We start from the raw sequence: 19037 nt of genomic DNA, 5'->3' as shown, positions 1-19037 counted from the left end.
GGGGGGCCACGTGGCCAACGATCCTATCCATCAGTTTCAGATTTCGAAATTGATTCCGATTGAGGTCGGAGGTCTCGACTTCTCCTTCACCAATTCGGCCGCTTTCATGGTTGCCACCGTCGTGGTCGCCAGCGCCTTCCTGTTCCTGACGACCACCAGCCGTGGCCTCGTTCCCGGCCGCCTGCAGTCGGTCTCGGAAATGAGTTATGAATTCGTGGCGTCGATGCTGAGAGATGCCGCGGGCTCCCAGGGCATGCGCTTCTTCCCGTTCGTCTTCTCGCTGTTCATGTTCGTGCTCGTTGCCAACATGCTCGGCCTGTTCCCTTACTTCTTCACCGTCACCAGCCAGATCATCGTCACTTTCGCGCTGGCGCTGCTGGTGATTGGTACCGTCATTGTCTACGGTTTCGCCAAGCATGGCTTCGGCTTCCTCAAGCTGTTCGTGCCGAGCGGCATTCCGGGCCTGCTGGTGCCGCTGGTCGTCATCATCGAAGTGATCTCGTTCCTGTCGCGTCCGGTCAGCCTCTCGGTTCGTCTGTTCGCCAACATGCTGGCCGGTCACATCACGCTGAAGGTCTTCGCCGGTTTCGTTACCTCACTGAGCGCCATGGGCGCCGTGGGTATCGCCGGCTCGGTCTTGCCGCTGTTCATGACCGTTGCAATCACCGGTCTCGAAGTGCTGGTCGCGTTCCTGCAAGCCTATGTCTTCGCAGTTCTGACCTGCATGTACCTCAACGACGCTGTCCATCCCGGGCACTGATCCAGATACGGCGGGCTCGCCCGTCGCATAACGAAATCAACAGTTCCAACAAGGAGTTTTAAAATGGACGCAGAAGCAGCAAAGTATCTCGGCGCCGGTCTGGCTTGTTTCGGCATGGCTGGTACGGCCCTCGGCCTCGGCAACATCTTCGGCAGCTACCTCTCGGGCGCCCTGCGCAACCCGTCGGCTGCTGACGGCCAGTTCGGCCGCCTGGTGTTCGGCTTCGCCGTGACCGAAGCTCTGGGCATCTTCTCGCTGCTCATCGCCCTGCTGCTGCTCTTCGCATAAGAGCCACGCTGACGATTGTGCCGGTCGCCACAGGCGGCCGGTCGGGTTGGACAGGGGAATGAGATGTTTGTGACACCGGGTTACGCCGAGGAAGTAGCGCCTGCGGCGGGAGATGCTCACACCACTGATGCCGGTGCCGCTCAGGCGCACACGGAAGCAGCTGGTGGGCACGGCGGCGGCGTTTTTCCGCCATTCGATTCTACGACCTATCCGTCGCAGATCCTTTGGCTCGCCATCACTTTCGGCCTGTTCTACCTCTTCCTGAAGAACGTCGTTCTGCCGCGTGTCGGCGGTACGCTGGAAGTTCGCCGTGATCGCATCGCCGGCGACCTCGATCAGGCCGCGCGGATGAAGTCCGAGGCGGACGCAGCGGTTGCTGCCTACGAGCAGGAACTGGCCCAGGCCAAGGGTAAGGCCAATTCCATTGGCCAGGAGGCCCGCGACGCGGCCAAGGCCGAAGCTGAAGGCAAGCGCAAGGAAGTCGAGGCCGGTCTCGAGCAGAAGCTCGCTGCCGCCGAGGCGCGCATCGCCACCATCAAGGCCAACGCCATGAAGGAAGTGGGCACCATCGCCGAGGACACCGCCCAGGCGATCGTCCAGGCGCTTGGCGCAGGCAAGGTCGAAAAGGCCGACATCGCCGCTGCCGTCAAGGCCGCAGGCAAGTAGGAGACAAGCGATGGACGCTACATTCTGGGCAACAGTCGCTCTGTTTCTCTTCGTTGCGCTGATCGTGTACCTGAAGGTGCCCGGCATGCTGGCGAAATCTCTCGACGGCCGTGCGGATCGCATCCGCGCCGAACTCGAGGATGCACGCAAGCTGCGTGAAGAAGCGCAGCAGCTGCTGGCCGAGTACCAGCGCAAGCGCAAGGAAGCGGAAAAGGAAGCAGCCGAAATCGTCGAGATCGCCAAGCGTGAAGCTGGCCTGCTCGCCGAAGAGGCGCATGCCAAGACCGAAGAATATGTCGCGCGCCGCACCGCGCTCGCCGAGCAGAAGATCGGCCAGGCAGAGCAGGAAGCGATCAACGAAGTCCGCGCCAACGCAGTGGACCTCGCCGTCGAAGCCGCCCGCCAGATTCTGGGCAGCAAGTTCGACGCCAAGACCAGCACCGACCGCTTTAAGAGCTCGGTCCAGGAAGTGAAGGCCAAGCTCAACTAAGTCGAGCTGGACTTACCCAATATGAGAAAGCCGCTGGAATTTCCGGCGGCTTTTTTGTTGGAGGAAACAATGAGCCGCCCTGCGGTCGCACCGGGGAAGTGTCACCAGCGATGAGACTGCGGCCCCGGGCTTGAAAAGATCTGCGCAACGGACCGCCGGCCGCGGACGGCGTCAGTCCTTGAACGGCGCGAAGGAGACGCGGTGGATGCGGATGGATGCGCCATGTTCGACGATCGCCGCGCGATGGCGTGCGGTCGCATAGCCCATGTGGATTTCGAAGCCGTAGCGATTATCGTTGGCGCCGCAGGCCGTCATCATCCGGTCGCGGGTAACCTTGGCGACGATGGACGCTGCGGCGATCGACTGCGAGCGCTGGTCGCCCTTAACCAGCGCCTTGCAGGTGCAGGCGAGGCCGGGAGGCACGTCGCGGCCGTCGGCGAGCGCCGATTGGGCAACGACCGGCAGTCCGGCGAGCGCGCGCCGCATGGCCTCGAGGCTGGCCTTGCGGATGTCGCTGCGGTCGATGCTGTCGGCCGAGACCGACGCCACTGCCACACCCAGCGCCTTGCTCAGGATCTCGTCGAACAATGCGTCGCGCTGGGCTGCGCTGAGACGCTTGGAATCGTCCAAGCCGGCAGGGATGTTGTCGGGGTCGAGCACGACCGCCGCAGCCACGACAGGGCCGGCGAGTGGGCCGCGCCCTGCTTCATCCATGCCGGCGCATGGCCACTGCCCGGCCTTCATCGCCTTTTGTTCGAAGGAGAAGTCGGGTTTCTCGACGATCTCGAAGAGGGGCGGAGAATCGGAACGCGGGCGAGCCATAGTGCGGCGATGCTCGCATCGGCTCCGATTCTCCGCAAGACCTTCCCGTCCGTATGGGGCGGCGGCTCGGGAAGGCACCGTCAGCTGGCCACGGGGGAGGCCGGACGGGATTCTCTTGTAGGGTCAGAGCAGCATCAACTGCTGCTGGTCTTTCGGGGCGGCCTTGAACAGGTCTGTCCTGAGCGGGGTGCGCTCGGAGTTGAGGCCAAGCCGTTTGGCGGCCATCTCGAAGCGGCGACCGATCTGCCAGGCATAGGGGCCCTTGCCGCGCATGCGCTTGCCCCATTCAGCGTCGTAGTCCTTGCCGTCGCGCATCGAGCGGATCAGCGACAGCACATGGCGATAGCTGTCGGGATAGTGGCGCAACAGCCAGTCCTTGAAGATCGGGCTGACTTCGAGCGGCAGGCGCAGGATGACGTAGCCGGCTCCGGTCGCACCGGCGGCGGCGGCCGAGTCGAGTATACGTTCGATCTCCTGGTCGGTCAGGCCGGGGATGATCGGCGCCACCATGACCGAGACGGGAATGCCGGCCTGCGACAGCTGGCGGATGGCTTCAAGCCGCCTGGTCGGTGTCGCCGCACGTGGTTCCATGGTGCGGGCAAGCAGCCGGTCCATCGTGGTGATCGACAGCGCCACCTTGGCGAGACCCTTCTCCGCCATGCGTGCCAGGATATCGATGTCCCTGGCCACGAGCGCCGACTTGGTGACGATGCCCACAGGATGGTTGCGCGCCTCCAGCACCTCGAGGACCTCGCGCATGATGCGCCAGTTCTTCTCGATCGGCTGGTAAGGATCGGTGTTGGTGCCGATGGCGATGGTGCGCGGCTGGTAGCCGTCCTTCGACAGCTCGCGGTCGAGCAGCTTTGCCGCATCGGGCTTGGCGAACAGCCGCGCCTCGAAGTCCAGTCCTGCCGACAGGCCCATGTAGCTGTGGGTTGGCCTGGCGAAGCAATAGACACAGCCGTGCTCGCAGCCGCGATAGGGATTGATCGAGCGGTCGAAGGAGATGTCGGGGGAGTCGTTGCGGGTGATGATGGTGCGCGGCTTTTCCACCTGCACTTCGGTCTTGAAAGGCGGCAGTTCTTCGATGGTGCTCCAGCCGTCGTCGAAGACATGACGCGTCGTCGGTTCGAAACGCCCGGAGGGGTTGACGCCGGAGCCACGTCCGCGCCGGCGCTCGTGATTGATGCGCAGGCCACTCTCTTCGATCATCGCGTTGGCCATTGTCGCGCCACCGCCTTTGAAAGCTGCGACATCGGCCCGTGCAATGGGTTCCATCTCATTGTCTCCCGGTGGGAATGGCCGGCCGTCGATTCGCCCGACATGAAACTATTCCTATTTCTTAAATGAGAACAAAGCAAGAACTTTGTCGTTTGCTCGACCGCGCTGGCGCATCGGCCTGCTTTCGGATATGCGGCTAGGGATGCTGAGCGTGCTGATCGAAACGCGAAACGACGAGGAAGCTCTGGCCCGGACGCTGGCGTCGCTGGTCGGCGGTGCCGTTGAGGGCGTCGTGCGCGAGGTGATCGTCTGCGATCAAGGCTCGACCGACCAGACCCACTATGTCGCCGAGCATGCCGGCTGCGTGTTCCTGGCCGAAGGTGGCATAAAGGCGGGTATCGCGCAGGCGAAGGGCGATTGGCTGCTTCTGCTCGAGCCAGGGGCGCGGCTGGCTGACGGCTGGACAGACGATGTCATGCGCCACACGGCCAAGCTGACGATGGGCGCGCGCTTCACCCGCGCGAAGGCGAGCAACAGGCCGTTGTGGCAGCGCATCACGTCGCGGCCCCGGGCGTTGGAGCAAGGGCTGGTCATCACTAGGAAGCAGGCGGCGATTCAGGCCCGCAATGGCGCGGATGCCGAGGGCATTGCACGCGGGCTGGCGATGAAGACGCTGGAAGCTGAAATCACCGTCGCTGCAGGGCGGAGATAGCTCAGGCTGACTTGGTGCCGCCGCGCCTAAGATGCTCGTCGAGGCGCGGCATGATCTCCACGAAATTGCACGGCATGTGGCGATAGTCGAGCTGCGGCTTGAGGATGCCGTCCCAGGCATCACGGCAGGCGCCGGGCGAGCCAGGCAGCACGAAGACGAAGGTGGCGTTGAGCACGCCGCCTGTGGCGCGTGACTGGATCGTCGACGTGCCGATCTTGTCGTAGGAAATGCGGTGGAAGACTTCGGAGAAGCCGTCCATGCGCTTCTCGAAGATCGGCTCCAGCGCCTCAGGCGTCACGTCGCGGCCGGTGAAGCCGGTGCCGCCTGTGGTGATGATGACGTCGATGTCCTTGTCTAACGACCATGTGGTGACGCGCTCTCGGATACTATCCTTGTCATCGGTGACGATGTCGCGTGCCCTCAGCACATGGCCCTCGGCCACGATGCGGTCGGCCAACGTCTGCCCCGACTTGTCGTCTGCGAGCGTGCGGGTGTCGGAGACGGTGAGCACGGCAATGCCGACGGGAATGAAGGCGCGGGGCTCGCTCATCGCCTTGGCTCCTGGATCATGGACTTGGTGGCGGCGGTGAACCAGCCGGGCTGCCTGCTGACGATTGCATTCGCAGCACGCTGGGCTGCCGCCTGGCTGGCGAAAATGCCGAAGCAGGTGGCGCCGGAGCCCGACATGCGGGCAAAGGCAGCGCCGCTCTGGCGCAGGGCATCGAGCGCTTCGCCGACCGCAGGCACGATCGACATGGCGGCCGGTTCGAGATCGTTGCGCGTCGCCGCGAACCATTCGAACATGTCGCAGGCATGCGTAAGGGCTGCGAGCGGCGGGTTGTCACGGCGGGTGAGCGCTCGGAAGACCTCAGGCGTGGATATGGCGATGCCGGGATTGACCAGTACCATCGGCAGGGCGGGGAAATCTTCTACCGGTTCGAGATGTTCGCCGATACCGCGCGCCATGAGCGGCCGTCCGGCAAGGCACATCGGCAGGTCGGCACCGAGCGGCAGGGCCAGCCGTGCAAGTTCGGCCTCGCCGACCGGGATACGCCAAAGCCTGGCGAGCGCCCGCAGCGTTGCGGCCGCATCGCTCGAGCCGCCGCCGATGCCCGAGGCGACCGGCAGGTTCTTTTCGAGCGCGATCGAAACGGGGCGGGCATGGCCGGGGAAAGCGGCGCGCAGGGCGTCGCGAGCTTTGAGCACCAGGTTGCCGCCGTCGAGCGGCACGTCCGATACAAAGCGGCCGTTGACGGCAAAGCTGTCTGTTTCACAGGTGGAAACTGCGATGCGGTCGCCCAGCTCGGCGAAGACGACAAGGCTCTCGAGCAAATGATAGCCGTCGTCACGCCTGCCAGTGACGTGCAAGGCGAGGTTGATCTTGGCCGGGGCGAATTCGGCGAGCGGCGCGGTGTTCAGCGTCACGGGCGGCCGTCAGTCCTTTTCAAGCCGGTATTCACCGGTCTTGGGATCCTTGACCAGCGTACCGTCCGTGCCCGACTGGCGCTGGCGCTCGTGGCGGCGGACCTTGGCGGTGACGCGTTCGGCCTCGCGGATGAAGGAGCGGTAGCCGTACCAGGCCACCACGACCACGAGCGCGAAGAAGATCAGTTGCGGCATGTCATTCTCCTCCCTTGGGTCGCCGGCGCCTGATGTGTCCGGCCGGGCAGGGATTTTCCGCGATCATAATCCGCGGTCCCTGCATTTTCAAAGGCCGAACCGGCCCCACAACGCGCGCTCTTCCGCCGCATCCACCATGCCCGCGGCGAACGCAGACGCGACATCGGGGCCGAGTGTTGGCGTCGACGAGCCGAACATGCCGAGTCGGCGTCCGAACAGGCCGCGCGGCGGGGTGATCAGCTTGAGTTCGGCCTTTGGGCCGTAGCGATCCTTGAGCACGGTGCGCATGTCGCCGAGGGAATCGACCAGGCCGAGTTCGAGGCCCTTCTTGCCCGACCAGAACAGGCCGGTGAACAGCTCCGGATCGTCGATGAGCTTCTTGCCCCGCCGCTCCTTGACCATGTCGATGAAGGTTTCGTGCACTTCGAGCTGCAGCTTCTTCAGCCGCTCGATGTCCTCGGCCTTCTCCGGCTTGAACGGGTCAAGCGTCGCCTTGTTTTCGCCCGCGGTATAGACGCGACGCTCGACGCCGATTTTCTTGATCAGCTCGGTGAAGCCGAATGACGACGAGATGACGCCGATGGAGCCGACGATGGACGAGGGGTCGGCGATGATCTCGTCGCCGGCGATCGCGATCATGTAGCCGCCTGATGCCGCCAGGTCCTCGACGAACACCAGCACCTTCTTGTTGTTCTCCGCCGCGAGATCGCGGATGCGCTTGTAGATCAGCCGCGCCTGAACCGGCGACCCGCCGGGCGAATTGATCGAGATGGCGACGGCCGGGCCGGGAATGGCAAAGGCCTTCTCGATCAGGCCGGCGGTGGAAGCCAAAGACAGGCTTGGTCGGAATTGGCTGCCGCCGGCCATGATCGCGCCCTGCAGGCGCAGGACGGGGATGGTGACGTCGCCAGAGCGCATCGACTTGGGCAGCAGGCGACGGAAAAATTTCTTCACAGCGTCACGTCTCCGATTCTGGAGCTCAATGCGTCCGAATGAACGCATGACATACGCTCCAGCCTTTCCAATCTGCGCATCGTTCGTTCCGAAAGTCTCTACTTTCGGGCCGACGCGCCGGACATGCCGGATGTATGTATTCCGTAGCCATCCGCAATGTCTGAGGCGAGCTCAATCGCCGAAAAGCGAAGAGCGGCCGCTGTTTATGTCGTCGGCGCGTTGCGAGAACCTGTCGTTTTCTTCATGCAGTACAAGCGGCGGGCAGATCTGCATGGACGCGCGCGAGGCACGCGCGGCCCTTACGATGACTCTGATCGCCGACGCGTCGGCGCGCGGGTGGATCGGCACGACCTCGGCATTGCCGAAGCGGCCTTCCATGGCGTTGAGGATGGGCACCAGCGATTCCGGGCGAGCGATGATGGCGAAACCGCCACGCGGCTTGACCACGGCTGCGGCACTGCGGATCCAGCTTTCGAACAGCCCGTCGTCCATGACATGCGCCTGCCGCTTCAGCGCGTCGGGCGTCGGGCGATGGTGTTGAGGGTTGAACGGCGGGTTCATGATCACCCAGTCGAGCGATCCGTTGGCAAGTCCGGCCTCGGCGCGCGCCTTGCCCGATAGCGCCACGTCGGCCATCAGCACGGTTGCGCGCCCCTTGAGCGATGTGTTGTCGGGATGCGCGAGCGTCGCCTCGGCAAAGGCCGCCATCTCGGGCGTCAGTTCCACCAGCAGCGCATGAGCCGACCTGCAGCGCGACGCAACAGAAAGGCCGGCAGCACCGGCGCCTGCGCCGAAATCGGCCAGCCGGCCTGCAAATGTCGATGGGACAGAGGACGCGAGCATCATCGCGTCCATGCCGGCGCGATGTCCGCCCTTCTTCGGCTGCACCACAAAGAAGTCGCCGCGATGGAAGGCATCCACCGTATGCGGCGGCAGCTTCGGTCCGGCAATCTCTAAAGGGGCAGAGGTCACTTCAGGCGGATTTCGTGCTCGATGCCGGCGTCGGTAAGCAGCTGTCGCGCCTCCCTGGCATCGTCTTCGTCGATCAGGACGCGCCGCGGCAGGATGCCCAGCGAGCCATCGAGCACGCTCATGTTCTGGTCGGCGATGAAGCAGCCGATGCCGGAGTCTCGCAGAAGCGATTGAACGAAGGACAGGACGACGGGGTCGTTGGTGCGCATGAGTTCGATCATCTCTGGAAATTCGCAGTTTGAGCGGGCGAAGTAAACGCCACACCTTTCGCCGCGCCAATTCGCCACTTGCCGGTGTGGTGCATAGCGCCCTAGAATCGATTAAGAGCTACGCGCGCGACAACGCGCCCGTGTAATTGGAGTGTTGGCCTTGGGTGTCGTTCTCAACATCGAGAAGGGAAAGCGGGACGCCGCTTCGATCAAGGAACTGATCGATCTGACTTCGGCCGACATGGCCAGGGTCAACGAGTTGATCCTCTCCAAGGCCGGTTCTGACGTCGAGATGATCCCGGAGGTGGCCAACCACCTGATCTCGTCGGGCGGCAAGCGCCTGCGTCCGATGCTGACGCTCGCAGCCGCCCAGATGTTCGGCTATTCCGGCGAAAACCACGTCAAGCTGGCGACCTCGGTCGAATTCATGCACACGGCGACGCTGCTGCATGACGACGTCGTCGACGAAAGCGACCTGCGTCGCGGCAAGAAGACGGCGCGGACCATCTGGGGCAACCAGGCGAGCGTGCTCGTCGGCGACTTCCTGCTTGGTCAGGCTTTCCGCATGATGGTCGAGGTCGGCTCGCTCGAAGCGCTCGACATCCTGTCATCGGCTGCCTCGATCATCGCCGAAGGCGAGGTGATGCAGCTGGCGGCCGCCAAGAACCTCGAGACCACCGAAGACGAGCATTTCGCTGTCATCAAGGCGAAGACGGCGGCCCTGTTCTCGGCCGCTGCCGAGGTCGGCCCGGTCATCGCCGGCGCGTCGAAGAACGACAAGGCGGCGCTGCGCTCCTACGGCATGAATCTCGGTCTTGCCTTCCAGTTGATTGATGACGCCCTCGATTACGGCGGCTCCAGCAAGGACCTCGGCAAGAATGTCGGTGACGATTTCCGCGAAGGCAAGGTCACGCTGCCGGTGATACTGAGCTATCGCCGCGGCAGCACCGCCGAACGCGCCTTCTGGAAGAGCGCGATCGAGGATGGTGGGAGCGACGATACCGCGCTCGAAAAGGCGATTGGCCTGATGACGCGCCATGGCGCCATCTCCGACACGATCGGCCGCGCCAGCCATTTCGGCGAGATCGCCCGCGATGCGCTGGCGCCGCTCGACAACACGCCGCAGAAGACGGCCCTGATCGACGTCATCGATTTCTGCATCAGCCGCGTCGTGTGATTGTCGCCCGAGGCGACACGCCAGTGTTGCCCTTAAGCAAGTCTTGAGCCGGTTGTCGGATTGTAATGCCGGACCGGATTGATGCGTGACCCCAAAAAGGCCATGCTTCGAACCGACAAGCGGTTGCGACCATCGATCCCGCACAGCGGGTGTCTTGACCGTAGGACCTGACCAGGAAGGACTTTCATGCGGCAGCGACGCGCACTCTGGCTCCTCGGGCTGGCGGCTTTCACGAGCTTCACCGCCCTGACGCAGCCGGGCTATGCCAAAACGGTTTCCGAGCCGGTCGAAATCAACTCCTTTTCGGGCGCTTATCTCGCGGCGCGTACCGCCGAAGCAGACAACGATCTCGACAGCGCCATTGCCTATTACAAGCGCGCGCTGGCTTTTGATCCCGAAGACGCGGCCCTTCAGCAGAGCCTGATGCTGGCGCTGATCGCGCAGGGGCGCTTCGACGAATCGCTGCCCTACGCCCAGATGCTGAAGACCGTGCCCGACGTGGAGCGCTTCTCGCGGCTGGCGCTCGGCGTCGACAGCATCCGCAAGAAGGATTACCAGGGTGCCGAGAACTGGCTCAAGCTGGCGCTCGAATCCGACCTCGACCGGCTGATAACAGGTGTCATGACCGGCTGGGCGAAGCAGGGCGAAGGGCGCTCGGCCGATGCGCTGCAGTTCCTCGACAAGCTTCAGGGGCCGGAATGGTATGAGCTGTTCAAGACCTATCATCGCGCCCTGATCGCCGAGGCAGCTGGCCAGAAGGACAAGGCCGACGAGATATTCAAGGCAACGATCAACAATCTCGGCGCCGGCAGTGCTGCGCCCGAGACATGGATGCGTGCCGCCGAAGCCTATGCCGGGTTCCTGGCACGCGGTGGCAAGAAGGCCGAGGCGCTCGCTGTCCTCGACAAGGCTGACGAGTTCGCGCCTGGCAAGCTGCCGATTTCGGCGCTGCGCGAGCAGATCAACAAGGGCGACAAGATTGCGCCTCTGGTCGCCAACCCGCAGGATGGCGCCGCCGAAATCCTGCTCAACCTGTCGACGGCGCTGAACCGCGGCGGCGGCGAACCCTTCGTTCGCCTCTATCTGCAATATGCGCTGGCCCTGAAGCCATACAGCGACGAATTGCTGGTGCAGCTCGCCTCGATCGCCGAGCAGCAGCAGAACGGCGAGGAGGCAATCGCGCTCTACCGCCGCGTGCCTGAAAGCTCGCCGCTGAAGCGGCTGTCGGAGTTGCAGCTCGGCCTCAACCTCGCCGACCTCAAGCAGCACGACGAGGCGATCAAGCACCTGAAGGCGCTGGTCGAGGCCAATCCCGACGATATGCGCGGCTATCTCGCGCTCGGCGGCGTCTATGCGTCGACCGAGAATTTCCGTGCCGCCGCCGATGTCTACGACAAGGCGGTCGAAAAGCTGAAGACGCCGACCAACGTCAACTGGAACCTCTTCTACCAGCGCGGCATCGCCTATGAGCGGCTGAAGGAATGGCCAAAGGCCGAGCCGAACTTCCGCAAGGCGCTGGAACTGTTCCCGGACCAGCCGCAGGTGCTGAACTATCTCGGCTATTCCTGGGTCGACATGAACATCAACCTCGATGAGGGCCTCAACCTCATCAAGAAGGCTGCCGATCTCAGGCCGAGCGACGGCTACATCATCGATTCGCTGGGCTGGGCCTATTATCGTCTCGGCAAGTTCGACGACGCCGTGCGCGAACTCGAACGCGCGGTGGCGCTGAAGCCTGACGATCCGGTGCTGAACGATCACCTCGGCGATGCCTACTGGCGTGTCGGGCGCAAGCTGGAGGCCACATTCCAGTGGAGCCACACGCGCGACATGAAGCCCGAGCCAAACGTTCTGGCTGAGGTCGAAAAGAAGCTGGCCAAGGGTCTGGAGCCGCTGCCTGAGAAGCCGACCGCCGCCCAGGAAGTGCCGGCCAAGCCAGAGCCGGTGCAGCCGGTGGCGCCTGCGACCGACAGCCAGAAGAAGGGCGAGGTCGATAACCCGGTCGAGGAGACGGCGCAGATCGTACCTGCGGCCTACAAGGTGCAGCGCGGCCAGTCGCTGTGGTCGATCGCCAATGAGGTGCTCGGCAATGGCGACCGCTATCGCGAGATCCTCGATCTCAACCCCGAGCTGCGCGGTGATCCGGCCCGCCTGGCGCCGGGACAGGAACTGCGCCTGCCGGGCAATTGACCCGGCAGCGCGGGCGGCGGCCGGATGCCGCTGCTTGACCCATATCTTCGGGCAGAATAGGACGGGGCCTCTCTGGCCCCGTTTTGCTGCGGGGCGCGCCAATGATCGAGCGTTGCCCGTGACCAACACCATGCCCGCCCATATGCACCCCAGCCGCTCGTTCCAGGGCCTGATCCTGACGCTGCACAATTACTGGGCCGCGCATGGTTGCATCATCCTGCAGCCCTACGACATGGAAGTGGGCGCCGGTACGTTCCACCCGGCAACGACGCTGCGCGCACTGGGCCCGAAGCGCTGGAACGCCGCTTATGTGCAGCCCTCGCGCCGCCCCAAGGATGGCCGTTATGGCGAAAACCCCAACCGGCTGCAGCATTATTACCAGTACCAGGTCATCCTGAAGCCGAACCCGTCGAACCTGCAGGAACTTTACCTCGGCTCGCTGGCCGCCATCGGCCTCGATCCGCTGGTGCATGACATCCGCTTCGTCGAAGACGACTGGGAAAGCCCGACGCTGGGCGCCTGGGGCCTTGGCTGGGAATGCTGGTGCGACGGCATGGAAGTGTCGCAGTTCACCTATTTCCAGCAGGTCTGCGGCATCGAATGTGCGCCTGTCGCAGGCGAGTTGACCTACGGACTCGAGCGCCTTGCGATGTACGTTCAGGGCGTCGACAACGTCTACGACCTCAATTTCAACGGTCTCGAAGGCGACGACAAGGTCACCTATGGCGACGTCTTCCTGCAGGCCGAGCAGGAATATTCCAGGCACAATTTCGAGCACGCCAACACCGCGATGCTGCTCAAGCATTTCGAGGACGCCGAAGCCGAGTGCAAGGCGCTGCTCGCAGCCGGCGCGCCGGCCGAGGGCGGCAATCTCGCCCAGCACAAGATGGTGTTCCCGGCCTACGACCAGTGCATCAAGGCGAGCCATGTCTTCAACCTGCTCGACGCTCGCGGCGTGATCTCGGTGACCGAACGCCAGAGCTACATCCTCAGGGTGCGCAACCTTTCCAAGGCTTGCGGCGAGGCTTTCCTGCTGACGGAAGCGGGCGGCATGTCGGTTTGACGGCTTTCGCCCACACCATTGTTCACCTCAACGACTGACCCGGCGGCGCCGGCCGGGCGCTGGTGATCGACCTTACCAATCCGACGGCGGATACTGCGGCGACACGATTGGCGGCGCTGATTGGCGAGAGCCTGAGCTAGGCGATTTGGGCGATTGCCGTACCATACGACGATGCGGATGGAACCGCCTGTCCGTCGATGGTTTGCAGCGCCTTGCGCACGCCCGGCAGCTTGAGTTCAGCGGGTGCGGCGACATGCACTGCGAGCAGGGCGCTGAGTGCCAGGACATGCAGGGATGCGGTCAGGATTTTCATCGCCATCGAGCCAACAGGTGTCTGCCTGAACGTCGGTCGCTTCGGCGCAGCGTTCGGTTCACGGAAATCTTCGGTCTTGCGCAGGCTTGTCGCTGCATGCCCATGGCATTTCGCCTGCTGCACTGGAGGTGACAGCGGGCGGCTGAGTTGCTATGCCGCGCGGACCATTTTCCGCGTGAGCCTGTCCGATGCCCGATCTGCTTCTTGAGTTGCGTTCCGAAGAAATCCCCGCCCGCATGCAGCGCAAGGCGGCCGGCGATCTGAAGAAGATGCTGACCGACGGTCTGGTCGAAGCCGGTCTCACCTACGAGGCAGCGCGCGAGTACTGGACGCCGCGGCGCCTGACACTCGACATTCGCGGCCTCACCGCCCGCTCCAAGGACATCCACGAGGACCGCAAAGGCCCAAGCACCAAGGCGCCTGAAGCGGCGATCCAGGGCTTTCTACGCAGCGCCGGGCTGAACTCGATTTCCGAGGCGCATGTCCATAGCGACCCCAAGAAGGGCGACTTCTACGTCGCGCACATCTCAAAGCCCGGCCGCTCGGCCGAGGAGATCGTCGCCGAGTTGATGCCCGCGATCGTCAAGTCGTTCCCGTGGCCGAAATCGATGCGCTGGGGCCCGGCCTCGGCCAAGCCCGGCAGCTTGCGCTGGGTGCGCCCGCTGCAGTCGATCGTCTGCACTTTCGGCCCCGAGACCGAGGAGCCCGTCGTCATCGACTTCGAGGTCGACGGCATTCGCTCCGGCAACGTCACCTACGGCCACCGCTTCCACGCCCCGGAAGCGATATCAGTACGCCGCTTCGACGACTATGCGGCCAAGCTCGAGGCCGCCAAGGTCGTCATTGACGCCGACCGGCGCAAGGAGATCATCGTCACCGATGCCCGCAACCTGGCCTTCGCCAGTGGGCTTGAGCTGGTCGAAGACGAAGGCCTGCTGGAAGAGGTTTCGGGCCTCGTCGAGTGGCCGGTCGTGCTGATGGGCCAGTTCGAGGATGCCTTCCTCGAAATCCCGGCCGAGGTTATCCGCTTGACCATCCGCGCCAACCAGAAGTGTTTCGTCACCCGCCCGCAAGGCAAGGAGGACGCGCTGTCGCATCACTTCGTGCTGACCTCGAACATCGAGGCCAGGGACGGCGGCAAGGAGATCGTCCACGGCAACGGCAAGGTGGTGCGCGCCCGTCTCTCCGACGCGCTCTATTTCTGGAAGACCGACCAGGGCGACCTGCCCGATCTCGAAACGCTGAAGGAATCGGCCTCGGCCTTCGGCCTCGATCTGGCCAAGCCGCTCGACCAGCGCATGGCCCGTCTCGACCATCTCGGCGTCACCTTCCACGCCAAGCTCGGCACGCAGGGCGCCCGCGTCCAGCGCATCCGTGCGCTTGCTCGCGAGATCGCGCCGCTGGTCGGCGCCGAGCCGAAGCTCGCCGAGCGCGCTGCCGTTTTGGCCAAGGCCGACCTGCAGACTGAAGTGGTCGGCGAGTTCCCCGAACTTCAGGGCGCCATGGGCCGCAAATATGCGCTGCTGCAGGGCGAAAGCCCGTCGGTGGCGGCTGCACTCGAGGAGCATTACAGGCCGCAGGGCCCGTCCGACCGCGTGCCGGCCGATCCGGTTTCGGTGTCGGTGGCGCTGGCCGACAAGCTCGACACGCTGGTCGGCTTCTGGACCATCGACGAGAAGCCGACGGGTTCAAAGGACCCTTACGCACTCCGTCGTGCTGCGCTCGGCATTGTCAGGATCTTGCTGGCAGCACGTGGCAAGCTGCCGCTGACCAAGCTGTTCGATGCGGCGCTTGCCCAGTTGGCCGAGACGTCGATTGAAAAGCGTCTGGCCGAGTTCGAGGCCGCGCAAGCCAAGCTCGACACCGGTGACGTCGACGGCGAGCAGGACGTGGACAATGCGCTCGCCGCCTATGAGGCGGAACTGCGCCGCGAGACGATTGAGCGGGCAGCGCCCCTGAAGGCCGACCTGCTCGCTTTCTTCCACGACCGCCTGAAAGTCTATCTGCGCGAACTCGGCGCCCGCCACGATCTGATCGACGCGGTGATTTCGCCAGACGCCGATGACCTTTTGACCGTGACCCGCCGGGTCGAGGCGCTGGGCCATTTCCTCGACAGCGAGGAGGGCAAGAACCTGCTCGCTGGCACCAAGCGCGGCGCCAACATCCTGGCGGCCGAAGAGAAGAAGGGTACCGTCGTGGCCGCAGCCATCGACGAAAAGCTGTTCCGCGAACCTGCCGAGAGCGCACTGTTCGCTTCGGTCAGCCAGGCCGTCGACAATGCTGGCAAGGAAATCCATCGCGAAGACTTCGCCGCCGCCATGCGGGCGCTCAGCGCCCTGCGCGAACCGGTGGATACGTTCTTCGAGAAGGTTCTGGTCAACGACGAGGATGTGGCGGTGCGTGCCAACCGCCTTGCGCTGCTCGCCCGCATCCGTGCGGCGACCGATCAGGTCGCCGACTTCTCCAAGATCGCGGGTTAGGTTTGACGGCTGCAGTGTCCTTTGCACGTCCGGGAGGACGCGCAGGGCTGCAGGTCTAGTGAACCAGGTCCTTCGCCGGCGTGGCGGCGGGCTCCTTCATCGAAGCGGGAGCGGGCTGCGCATCTGCCGCCGCCTGCTGCTGGGCGGGCGCCGCCGATGCCTGTGCCGGTTGGGCGGCCGGCGCCGGATCGGCAGATGCGTCGCCGATCTCGCCACTGCGAATGACCATCACGTCCTGTCGCGTCCGGGGCGCGGATGCGGCGGCGATTGCCGCGACGTTTCTCGTATCGACCGCCGACGCACCAAGGGCCACGATCGAGACCGCAACCTTCGGAGCCCCGACCTCGACCAAGGATGGGCTTGTCTCGCTGTCGGGCACGAAGACCAGAGACGATGCCTGCGTGGCGCCGGCCGCAGCCATGCCCACAACGAGAAACGCAGCAAAAAGACGCATTTGGCCCCCGGCTTTGAATCGATCTATCAGGCCCTCATAATATGCCGCCGGTTGCGGCGGGCTTGCGAAGATGCCGCGCATTTTAGCCATCGCCGCGATTCCTGGGGGGGTGGCCTTGTCGCATGGCGCCATGCGCGCTATCGACCGGACACGAAAAGGAAGCTTTAACGTGACGGAACTGATCGCGGCCGATGAGGCGATGGACGCAGCCCTTGCCCTGCTGGGTGCCGGCGAGGTCGTGGCCATTCCGACCGAGACCGTCTACGGGCTTGCCGGCGACGCGACCAATGGCGATGCTGTCGCCCGCATCTTCGAGGCCAAGGGCCGCCCGCGCTTCAATCCGCTGATCGCCCATGTCGCTGACATGGCCATGGCCGAAAGCATCGGCGTGTTTGATCCCTTGTCGCGCAAGCTGGCCGACGCATTCTGGCCGGGACCGCTGACGTTGGTCGTGCCGTTGAGGCTCGAATTTGGCATCCACCCGCTTGTCACCGCAGGGCTGGACACGATCGCGCTGCGCATGCCCATGGGTTTCGGCGGCAAGCTGATATCACGGCTGGGCCGGCCGCTCGCGGCACCGAGCGCCAACACGTCGGGCAAGATCAGTTCGACCAGCGGAGAGGCCGTCGCTGCCGATCTCGGTGGGCGCATTCCGCTTGTCGTCGATGGCGGTCCGACATCGGTCGGCCTGGAATCGACCATCGTCAAGGTCGAGGGCGACAGGGCACGGCTGCTGCGTCCGGGCGGCATTGCTGCCGGCGATATCGAAGCGGTCTTGGGATCGCCGCTGTTACGCGGCGTGACCGCTGGTATCGAGGCCCCCGGCATGCTTGCGTCGCATTATGCGCCGGGCGCTGCCATGCGCCTCGACGCGGACCGTATCGAGGCTGGCGAGGCGCTGCTTGGTTTCGGTGCGCTGCGTGCCGAAGGCTGGCAGAAGGCGCGCGCCTTCCTCAACCTGTCCGAGACCGGCGACCTTCGTGAAGCCGCCACCAACCTGTTTTCGCATCTGCAGGCACTCGACCGCAGCGGTGCCGGACTGATCGCCGTCGAGCCCATTCCGTCGGAAGAACTGGGCGAGGCGATCAACGACCGGCTGGTCCGGGCTGCGGCACCGCGCGACATTCCCCATATGTGAATCTGGCCCCGAACCTGGCTGCTCCCATGACACAGAACACAATCGGCCTCGACCCCGCGCTTGCCGAGCGCTTTTCCGCGATCGTTGGCGAGCGCTACGCCGTTCGCGAGAGTTCCGACATCGAGCCCTATGTGCATGAGCCTCGCGGGCTGTTCACGGGGACAACGTCGTTGGTGCTCAGGCCGGGCAGCGTTGAGGAGGTGAGCGCGATCATGAAGCTCGCCAACGAGACGCGCACCCCAGTCGTGCCGCAGGGGGGCAACACTGGCCTCGTCGGCGGCCAGGTGCCGGACCGCTCTGGAGGGCAGGTGGTGGTGTCGCTGTCGCGGCTGAACCGCATCCGGGAAGTCGATCCGGTGTCGAACACCCTGGTCGCCGAAGCGGGTGTCGTGCTCGACCTCTTGCACAAGGCTGCCGACGAGGTCGACAGGCTGTTTCCGCTGTCGCTCGCTTCGCAAGGGTCCTGCCAGATCGGCGGTAACCTGTCGTCCAATGCCGGCGGTACCGGTGTCGTTGCTTATGGCAATGCTCGCGAACTCTGTCTCGGCGTCGAGGTGGTGCTGCCTTCCGGTGAGGTGCTGGACGACCTGCGCAAGCTGAAGAAGGACAATACCGGCTACGACCTCAAGAACCTGTTCGTGGGTGCCGAGGGCACGCTGGGTATCATCACGGCCGCCGTGCTGAAGTTGTTTCCCAAGCCGAAGGGCAGGGAGGTGGCCTGGGTCGGACTTGAAACGCCTGAGGCGGCGCTTGCCCTGTTCGACCGCGCCCAGGACCTCGGCGGCAGCGCCCTGACCGCATTCGAGCTGATCGGCCACCTGCCGATGGAGTTCGCCATGCGTCATATCCCTGATGCCCGCCCGCCGCTGGAAGGCGACTGGGCCTGGCAGGTGCTGATGGAAATCTCCTCCGGCCGCTCGGCCGAGGATGCCAGGACCTTGATGGAGGACATCCTCTCCGCCGGCTTCGAGGCCGGCCAGGTCGGCGACGCCGCGATTGCCGCGAGCGTCGGCCACGCCAATGAATTCTGGCGCCTGCGGGAGATGCTGCCGGAGACGCAGAAGGCCGAGGGCGCCTCGATCAAGCACGACATCTCGGTGCCGATCGCCAGCATTCCTTCCTTCATCGAAAAGGCAGGGTTTGCCGTGGCGGGCGTCTGCCCGGAGGCACGGGTGGTCTGCTTCGGCCACATGGGCGACGGCAATTTGCACTACAACATCTCGCAGCCGGTCGGCATGGACGGCGCCGAGTTCCTGGCGCTCTACCGCCGCATGAACGATGCCGTGCACGACGTGGTGCGCAGCTTCAATGGCTCGATCTCGGCCGAGCACGGCATCGGCCAGCTCAAGCGCAACGAACTGATCGCAACCGCGCCGCCCGTCGCCATCGACTTGATGCGTCGGGTGAAGACCGTTTTCGATCCGGCCGGCATCATGAACCCCGGCAAGGTGATTTGATGCAGTTTGGTGGGATTCCGATAACCATCGGAGAGATCAGCAAAATTTAAC

21 protein-coding genes are annotated in these 19037 nt (G+C 64.3%); 11 read left to right on the top strand and 10 right to left on the bottom strand.

Annotation, left to right across the window (positions count from 1 at the left end):
- Nucleotides 1-10 precede the first annotated feature (10 nt).
- The 4 genes from NDO48_RS18250 (at nucleotide 11) to NDO48_RS18235 (ending at nucleotide 2204) form a co-directional block, all read left to right on the top strand.
- Nucleotides 11-760, top strand: a complete 750-nt coding sequence (locus tag NDO48_RS18250; protein WP_018426757.1) for a F0F1 ATP synthase subunit A — start codon at nucleotides 11-13, stop codon at nucleotides 758-760.
- A 63-nt stretch (nucleotides 761-823) separates the two neighbouring features.
- Nucleotides 824-1048, top strand: coding sequence for a F0F1 ATP synthase subunit C (locus NDO48_RS18245; RefSeq protein ID WP_018426758.1), 225 nt, complete (start codon nucleotides 824-826; stop codon nucleotides 1046-1048).
- A 63-nt stretch (nucleotides 1049-1111) separates the two neighbouring features.
- On the top strand, nucleotides 1112-1714 hold the full coding sequence (locus tag NDO48_RS18240) for a F0F1 ATP synthase subunit B (RefSeq protein ID WP_018426759.1): 603 nt from the start codon (nucleotides 1112-1114) through the stop codon (nucleotides 1712-1714).
- A 10-nt stretch (nucleotides 1715-1724) separates the two neighbouring features.
- Nucleotides 1725-2204, top strand: coding sequence for a F0F1 ATP synthase subunit B (locus NDO48_RS18235; protein WP_018426760.1), 480 nt, complete (start codon nucleotides 1725-1727; stop codon nucleotides 2202-2204).
- A gap of 171 nt (nucleotides 2205-2375) precedes the next feature.
- Here NDO48_RS18235 and NDO48_RS18230 read toward each other — a convergent pair whose 3' ends face one another.
- Nucleotides 2376-3026, bottom strand: coding sequence for a ribonuclease HII (locus NDO48_RS18230; protein ID WP_018426761.1), 651 nt, complete (start codon nucleotides 3024-3026; stop codon nucleotides 2376-2378).
- 123 nt (nucleotides 3027-3149) lie between these two features.
- On the bottom strand, nucleotides 3150-4304 hold the full coding sequence (locus NDO48_RS18225) for a PA0069 family radical SAM protein (protein WP_018426762.1): 1155 nt from the start codon (nucleotides 4302-4304) through the stop codon (nucleotides 3150-3152).
- A gap of 145 nt (nucleotides 4305-4449) precedes the next feature.
- Between NDO48_RS18225 and NDO48_RS18220 the strand changes: the two genes are divergently transcribed.
- A complete protein-coding gene (locus tag NDO48_RS18220; RefSeq protein WP_018426763.1) occupies nucleotides 4450-4959 on the top strand; it encodes a glycosyltransferase in 510 nt (169 codons plus the stop codon).
- Nucleotide 4960: 1 nt separating this feature from the next.
- On the opposite strand, the gene moaB is transcribed toward NDO48_RS18220, so the two are convergent.
- The 6 genes from moaB to NDO48_RS18190 form a co-directional block, all read right to left on the bottom strand.
- Entirely contained in the window at nucleotides 4961-5509 is a 549-nt protein-coding gene (gene moaB, locus NDO48_RS18215; RefSeq protein ID WP_018426764.1) for a molybdenum cofactor biosynthesis protein B, read from the bottom strand.
- Nucleotides 5506-6384, bottom strand: coding sequence for a 4-(cytidine 5'-diphospho)-2-C-methyl-D-erythritol kinase (locus tag NDO48_RS18210; protein WP_018426765.1), 879 nt, complete (start codon nucleotides 6382-6384; stop codon nucleotides 5506-5508). The genes moaB and NDO48_RS18210 overlap by 4 nt, the downstream gene beginning before the upstream one ends.
- Before the next feature lie 9 nt (nucleotides 6385-6393).
- On the bottom strand, nucleotides 6394-6579 hold the full coding sequence (locus tag NDO48_RS18205; protein WP_018426766.1) for a hypothetical protein: 186 nt from the start codon (nucleotides 6577-6579) through the stop codon (nucleotides 6394-6396).
- Between the two features lie 87 nt (nucleotides 6580-6666).
- The gene (locus NDO48_RS18200; protein ID WP_018426767.1) at nucleotides 6667-7533 is read right to left on the bottom strand and encodes a S49 family peptidase; all 867 of its coding nucleotides are present in this window, start codon (nucleotides 7531-7533) and stop codon (nucleotides 6667-6669) included.
- Between the two features lie 171 nt (nucleotides 7534-7704).
- On the bottom strand, nucleotides 7705-8505 hold the full coding sequence (locus tag NDO48_RS18195; RefSeq protein WP_018426768.1) for a tRNA1(Val) (adenine(37)-N6)-methyltransferase: 801 nt from the start codon (nucleotides 8503-8505) through the stop codon (nucleotides 7705-7707).
- Nucleotides 8502-8726 (bottom strand): DUF2007 domain-containing protein, encoded by a 225-nt coding sequence (locus tag NDO48_RS18190; protein WP_018426769.1) that lies wholly within the window; start codon nucleotides 8724-8726, stop codon nucleotides 8502-8504. Before NDO48_RS18190 ends, NDO48_RS18195 begins: the two co-directional genes overlap by 4 nt.
- A gap of 148 nt (nucleotides 8727-8874) precedes the next feature.
- Here NDO48_RS18190 and NDO48_RS18185 point away from each other — a divergent pair, with 148 nt between their 5' ends.
- From NDO48_RS18185 to NDO48_RS18175, 3 genes are all read left to right on the top strand, one after another.
- Complete coding sequence (locus NDO48_RS18185; protein ID WP_018426770.1) at nucleotides 8875-9891, top strand: polyprenyl synthetase family protein; 1017 nt, start codon at nucleotides 8875-8877, stop codon at nucleotides 9889-9891.
- 186 nt (nucleotides 9892-10077) lie between these two features.
- Nucleotides 10078-12081 (top strand): tetratricopeptide repeat protein, encoded by a 2004-nt coding sequence (locus tag NDO48_RS18180; protein ID WP_018426771.1) that lies wholly within the window; start codon nucleotides 10078-10080, stop codon nucleotides 12079-12081.
- Between the two features lie 118 nt (nucleotides 12082-12199).
- On the top strand, nucleotides 12200-13144 hold the full coding sequence (locus NDO48_RS18175) for a glycine--tRNA ligase subunit alpha (protein ID WP_018426772.1): 945 nt from the start codon (nucleotides 12200-12202) through the stop codon (nucleotides 13142-13144).
- Between the two features lie 136 nt (nucleotides 13145-13280).
- Here NDO48_RS18175 and NDO48_RS18170 read toward each other — a convergent pair whose 3' ends face one another.
- Nucleotides 13281-13457: a hypothetical protein gene (locus NDO48_RS18170; RefSeq protein WP_198292845.1), complete on the bottom strand. Its 177-nt coding sequence runs from the start codon at nucleotides 13455-13457 to the stop codon at nucleotides 13281-13283.
- 188 nt (nucleotides 13458-13645) lie between these two features.
- Between NDO48_RS18170 and glyS the strand changes: the two genes are divergently transcribed.
- Nucleotides 13646-15937, top strand: a complete 2292-nt coding sequence (glyS, locus tag NDO48_RS18165) for a glycine--tRNA ligase subunit beta (protein WP_018426774.1) — start codon at nucleotides 13646-13648, stop codon at nucleotides 15935-15937.
- Between the two features lie 55 nt (nucleotides 15938-15992).
- Here glyS and NDO48_RS18160 read toward each other — a convergent pair whose 3' ends face one another.
- The gene (locus NDO48_RS18160; RefSeq protein WP_267322009.1) at nucleotides 15993-16472 is read right to left on the bottom strand and encodes a hypothetical protein; all 480 of its coding nucleotides are present in this window, start codon (nucleotides 16470-16472) and stop codon (nucleotides 15993-15995) included.
- A gap of 49 nt (nucleotides 16473-16521) precedes the next feature.
- On the opposite strand from NDO48_RS18160, the gene NDO48_RS18155 reads away from it, so the two are divergent.
- Nucleotides 16522-17529: an L-threonylcarbamoyladenylate synthase gene (locus NDO48_RS18155; RefSeq protein ID WP_085941112.1), complete on the top strand. Its 1008-nt coding sequence runs from the start codon at nucleotides 16522-16524 to the stop codon at nucleotides 17527-17529.
- A 26-nt stretch (nucleotides 17530-17555) separates the two neighbouring features.
- The gene (locus NDO48_RS18150) at nucleotides 17556-18986 is read left to right on the top strand and encodes an FAD-binding oxidoreductase (RefSeq protein WP_026226952.1); all 1431 of its coding nucleotides are present in this window, start codon (nucleotides 17556-17558) and stop codon (nucleotides 18984-18986) included.
- Nucleotides 18987-19037 lie beyond the last annotated feature (51 nt).

Source organism: Aminobacter sp. MET-1 (genome assembly GCF_026521175.1).
GTDB lineage: Bacteria > Pseudomonadota > Alphaproteobacteria > Rhizobiales > Rhizobiaceae > Aminobacter.
This window is presented reverse-complemented; position numbering and strand designations above follow the sequence as displayed.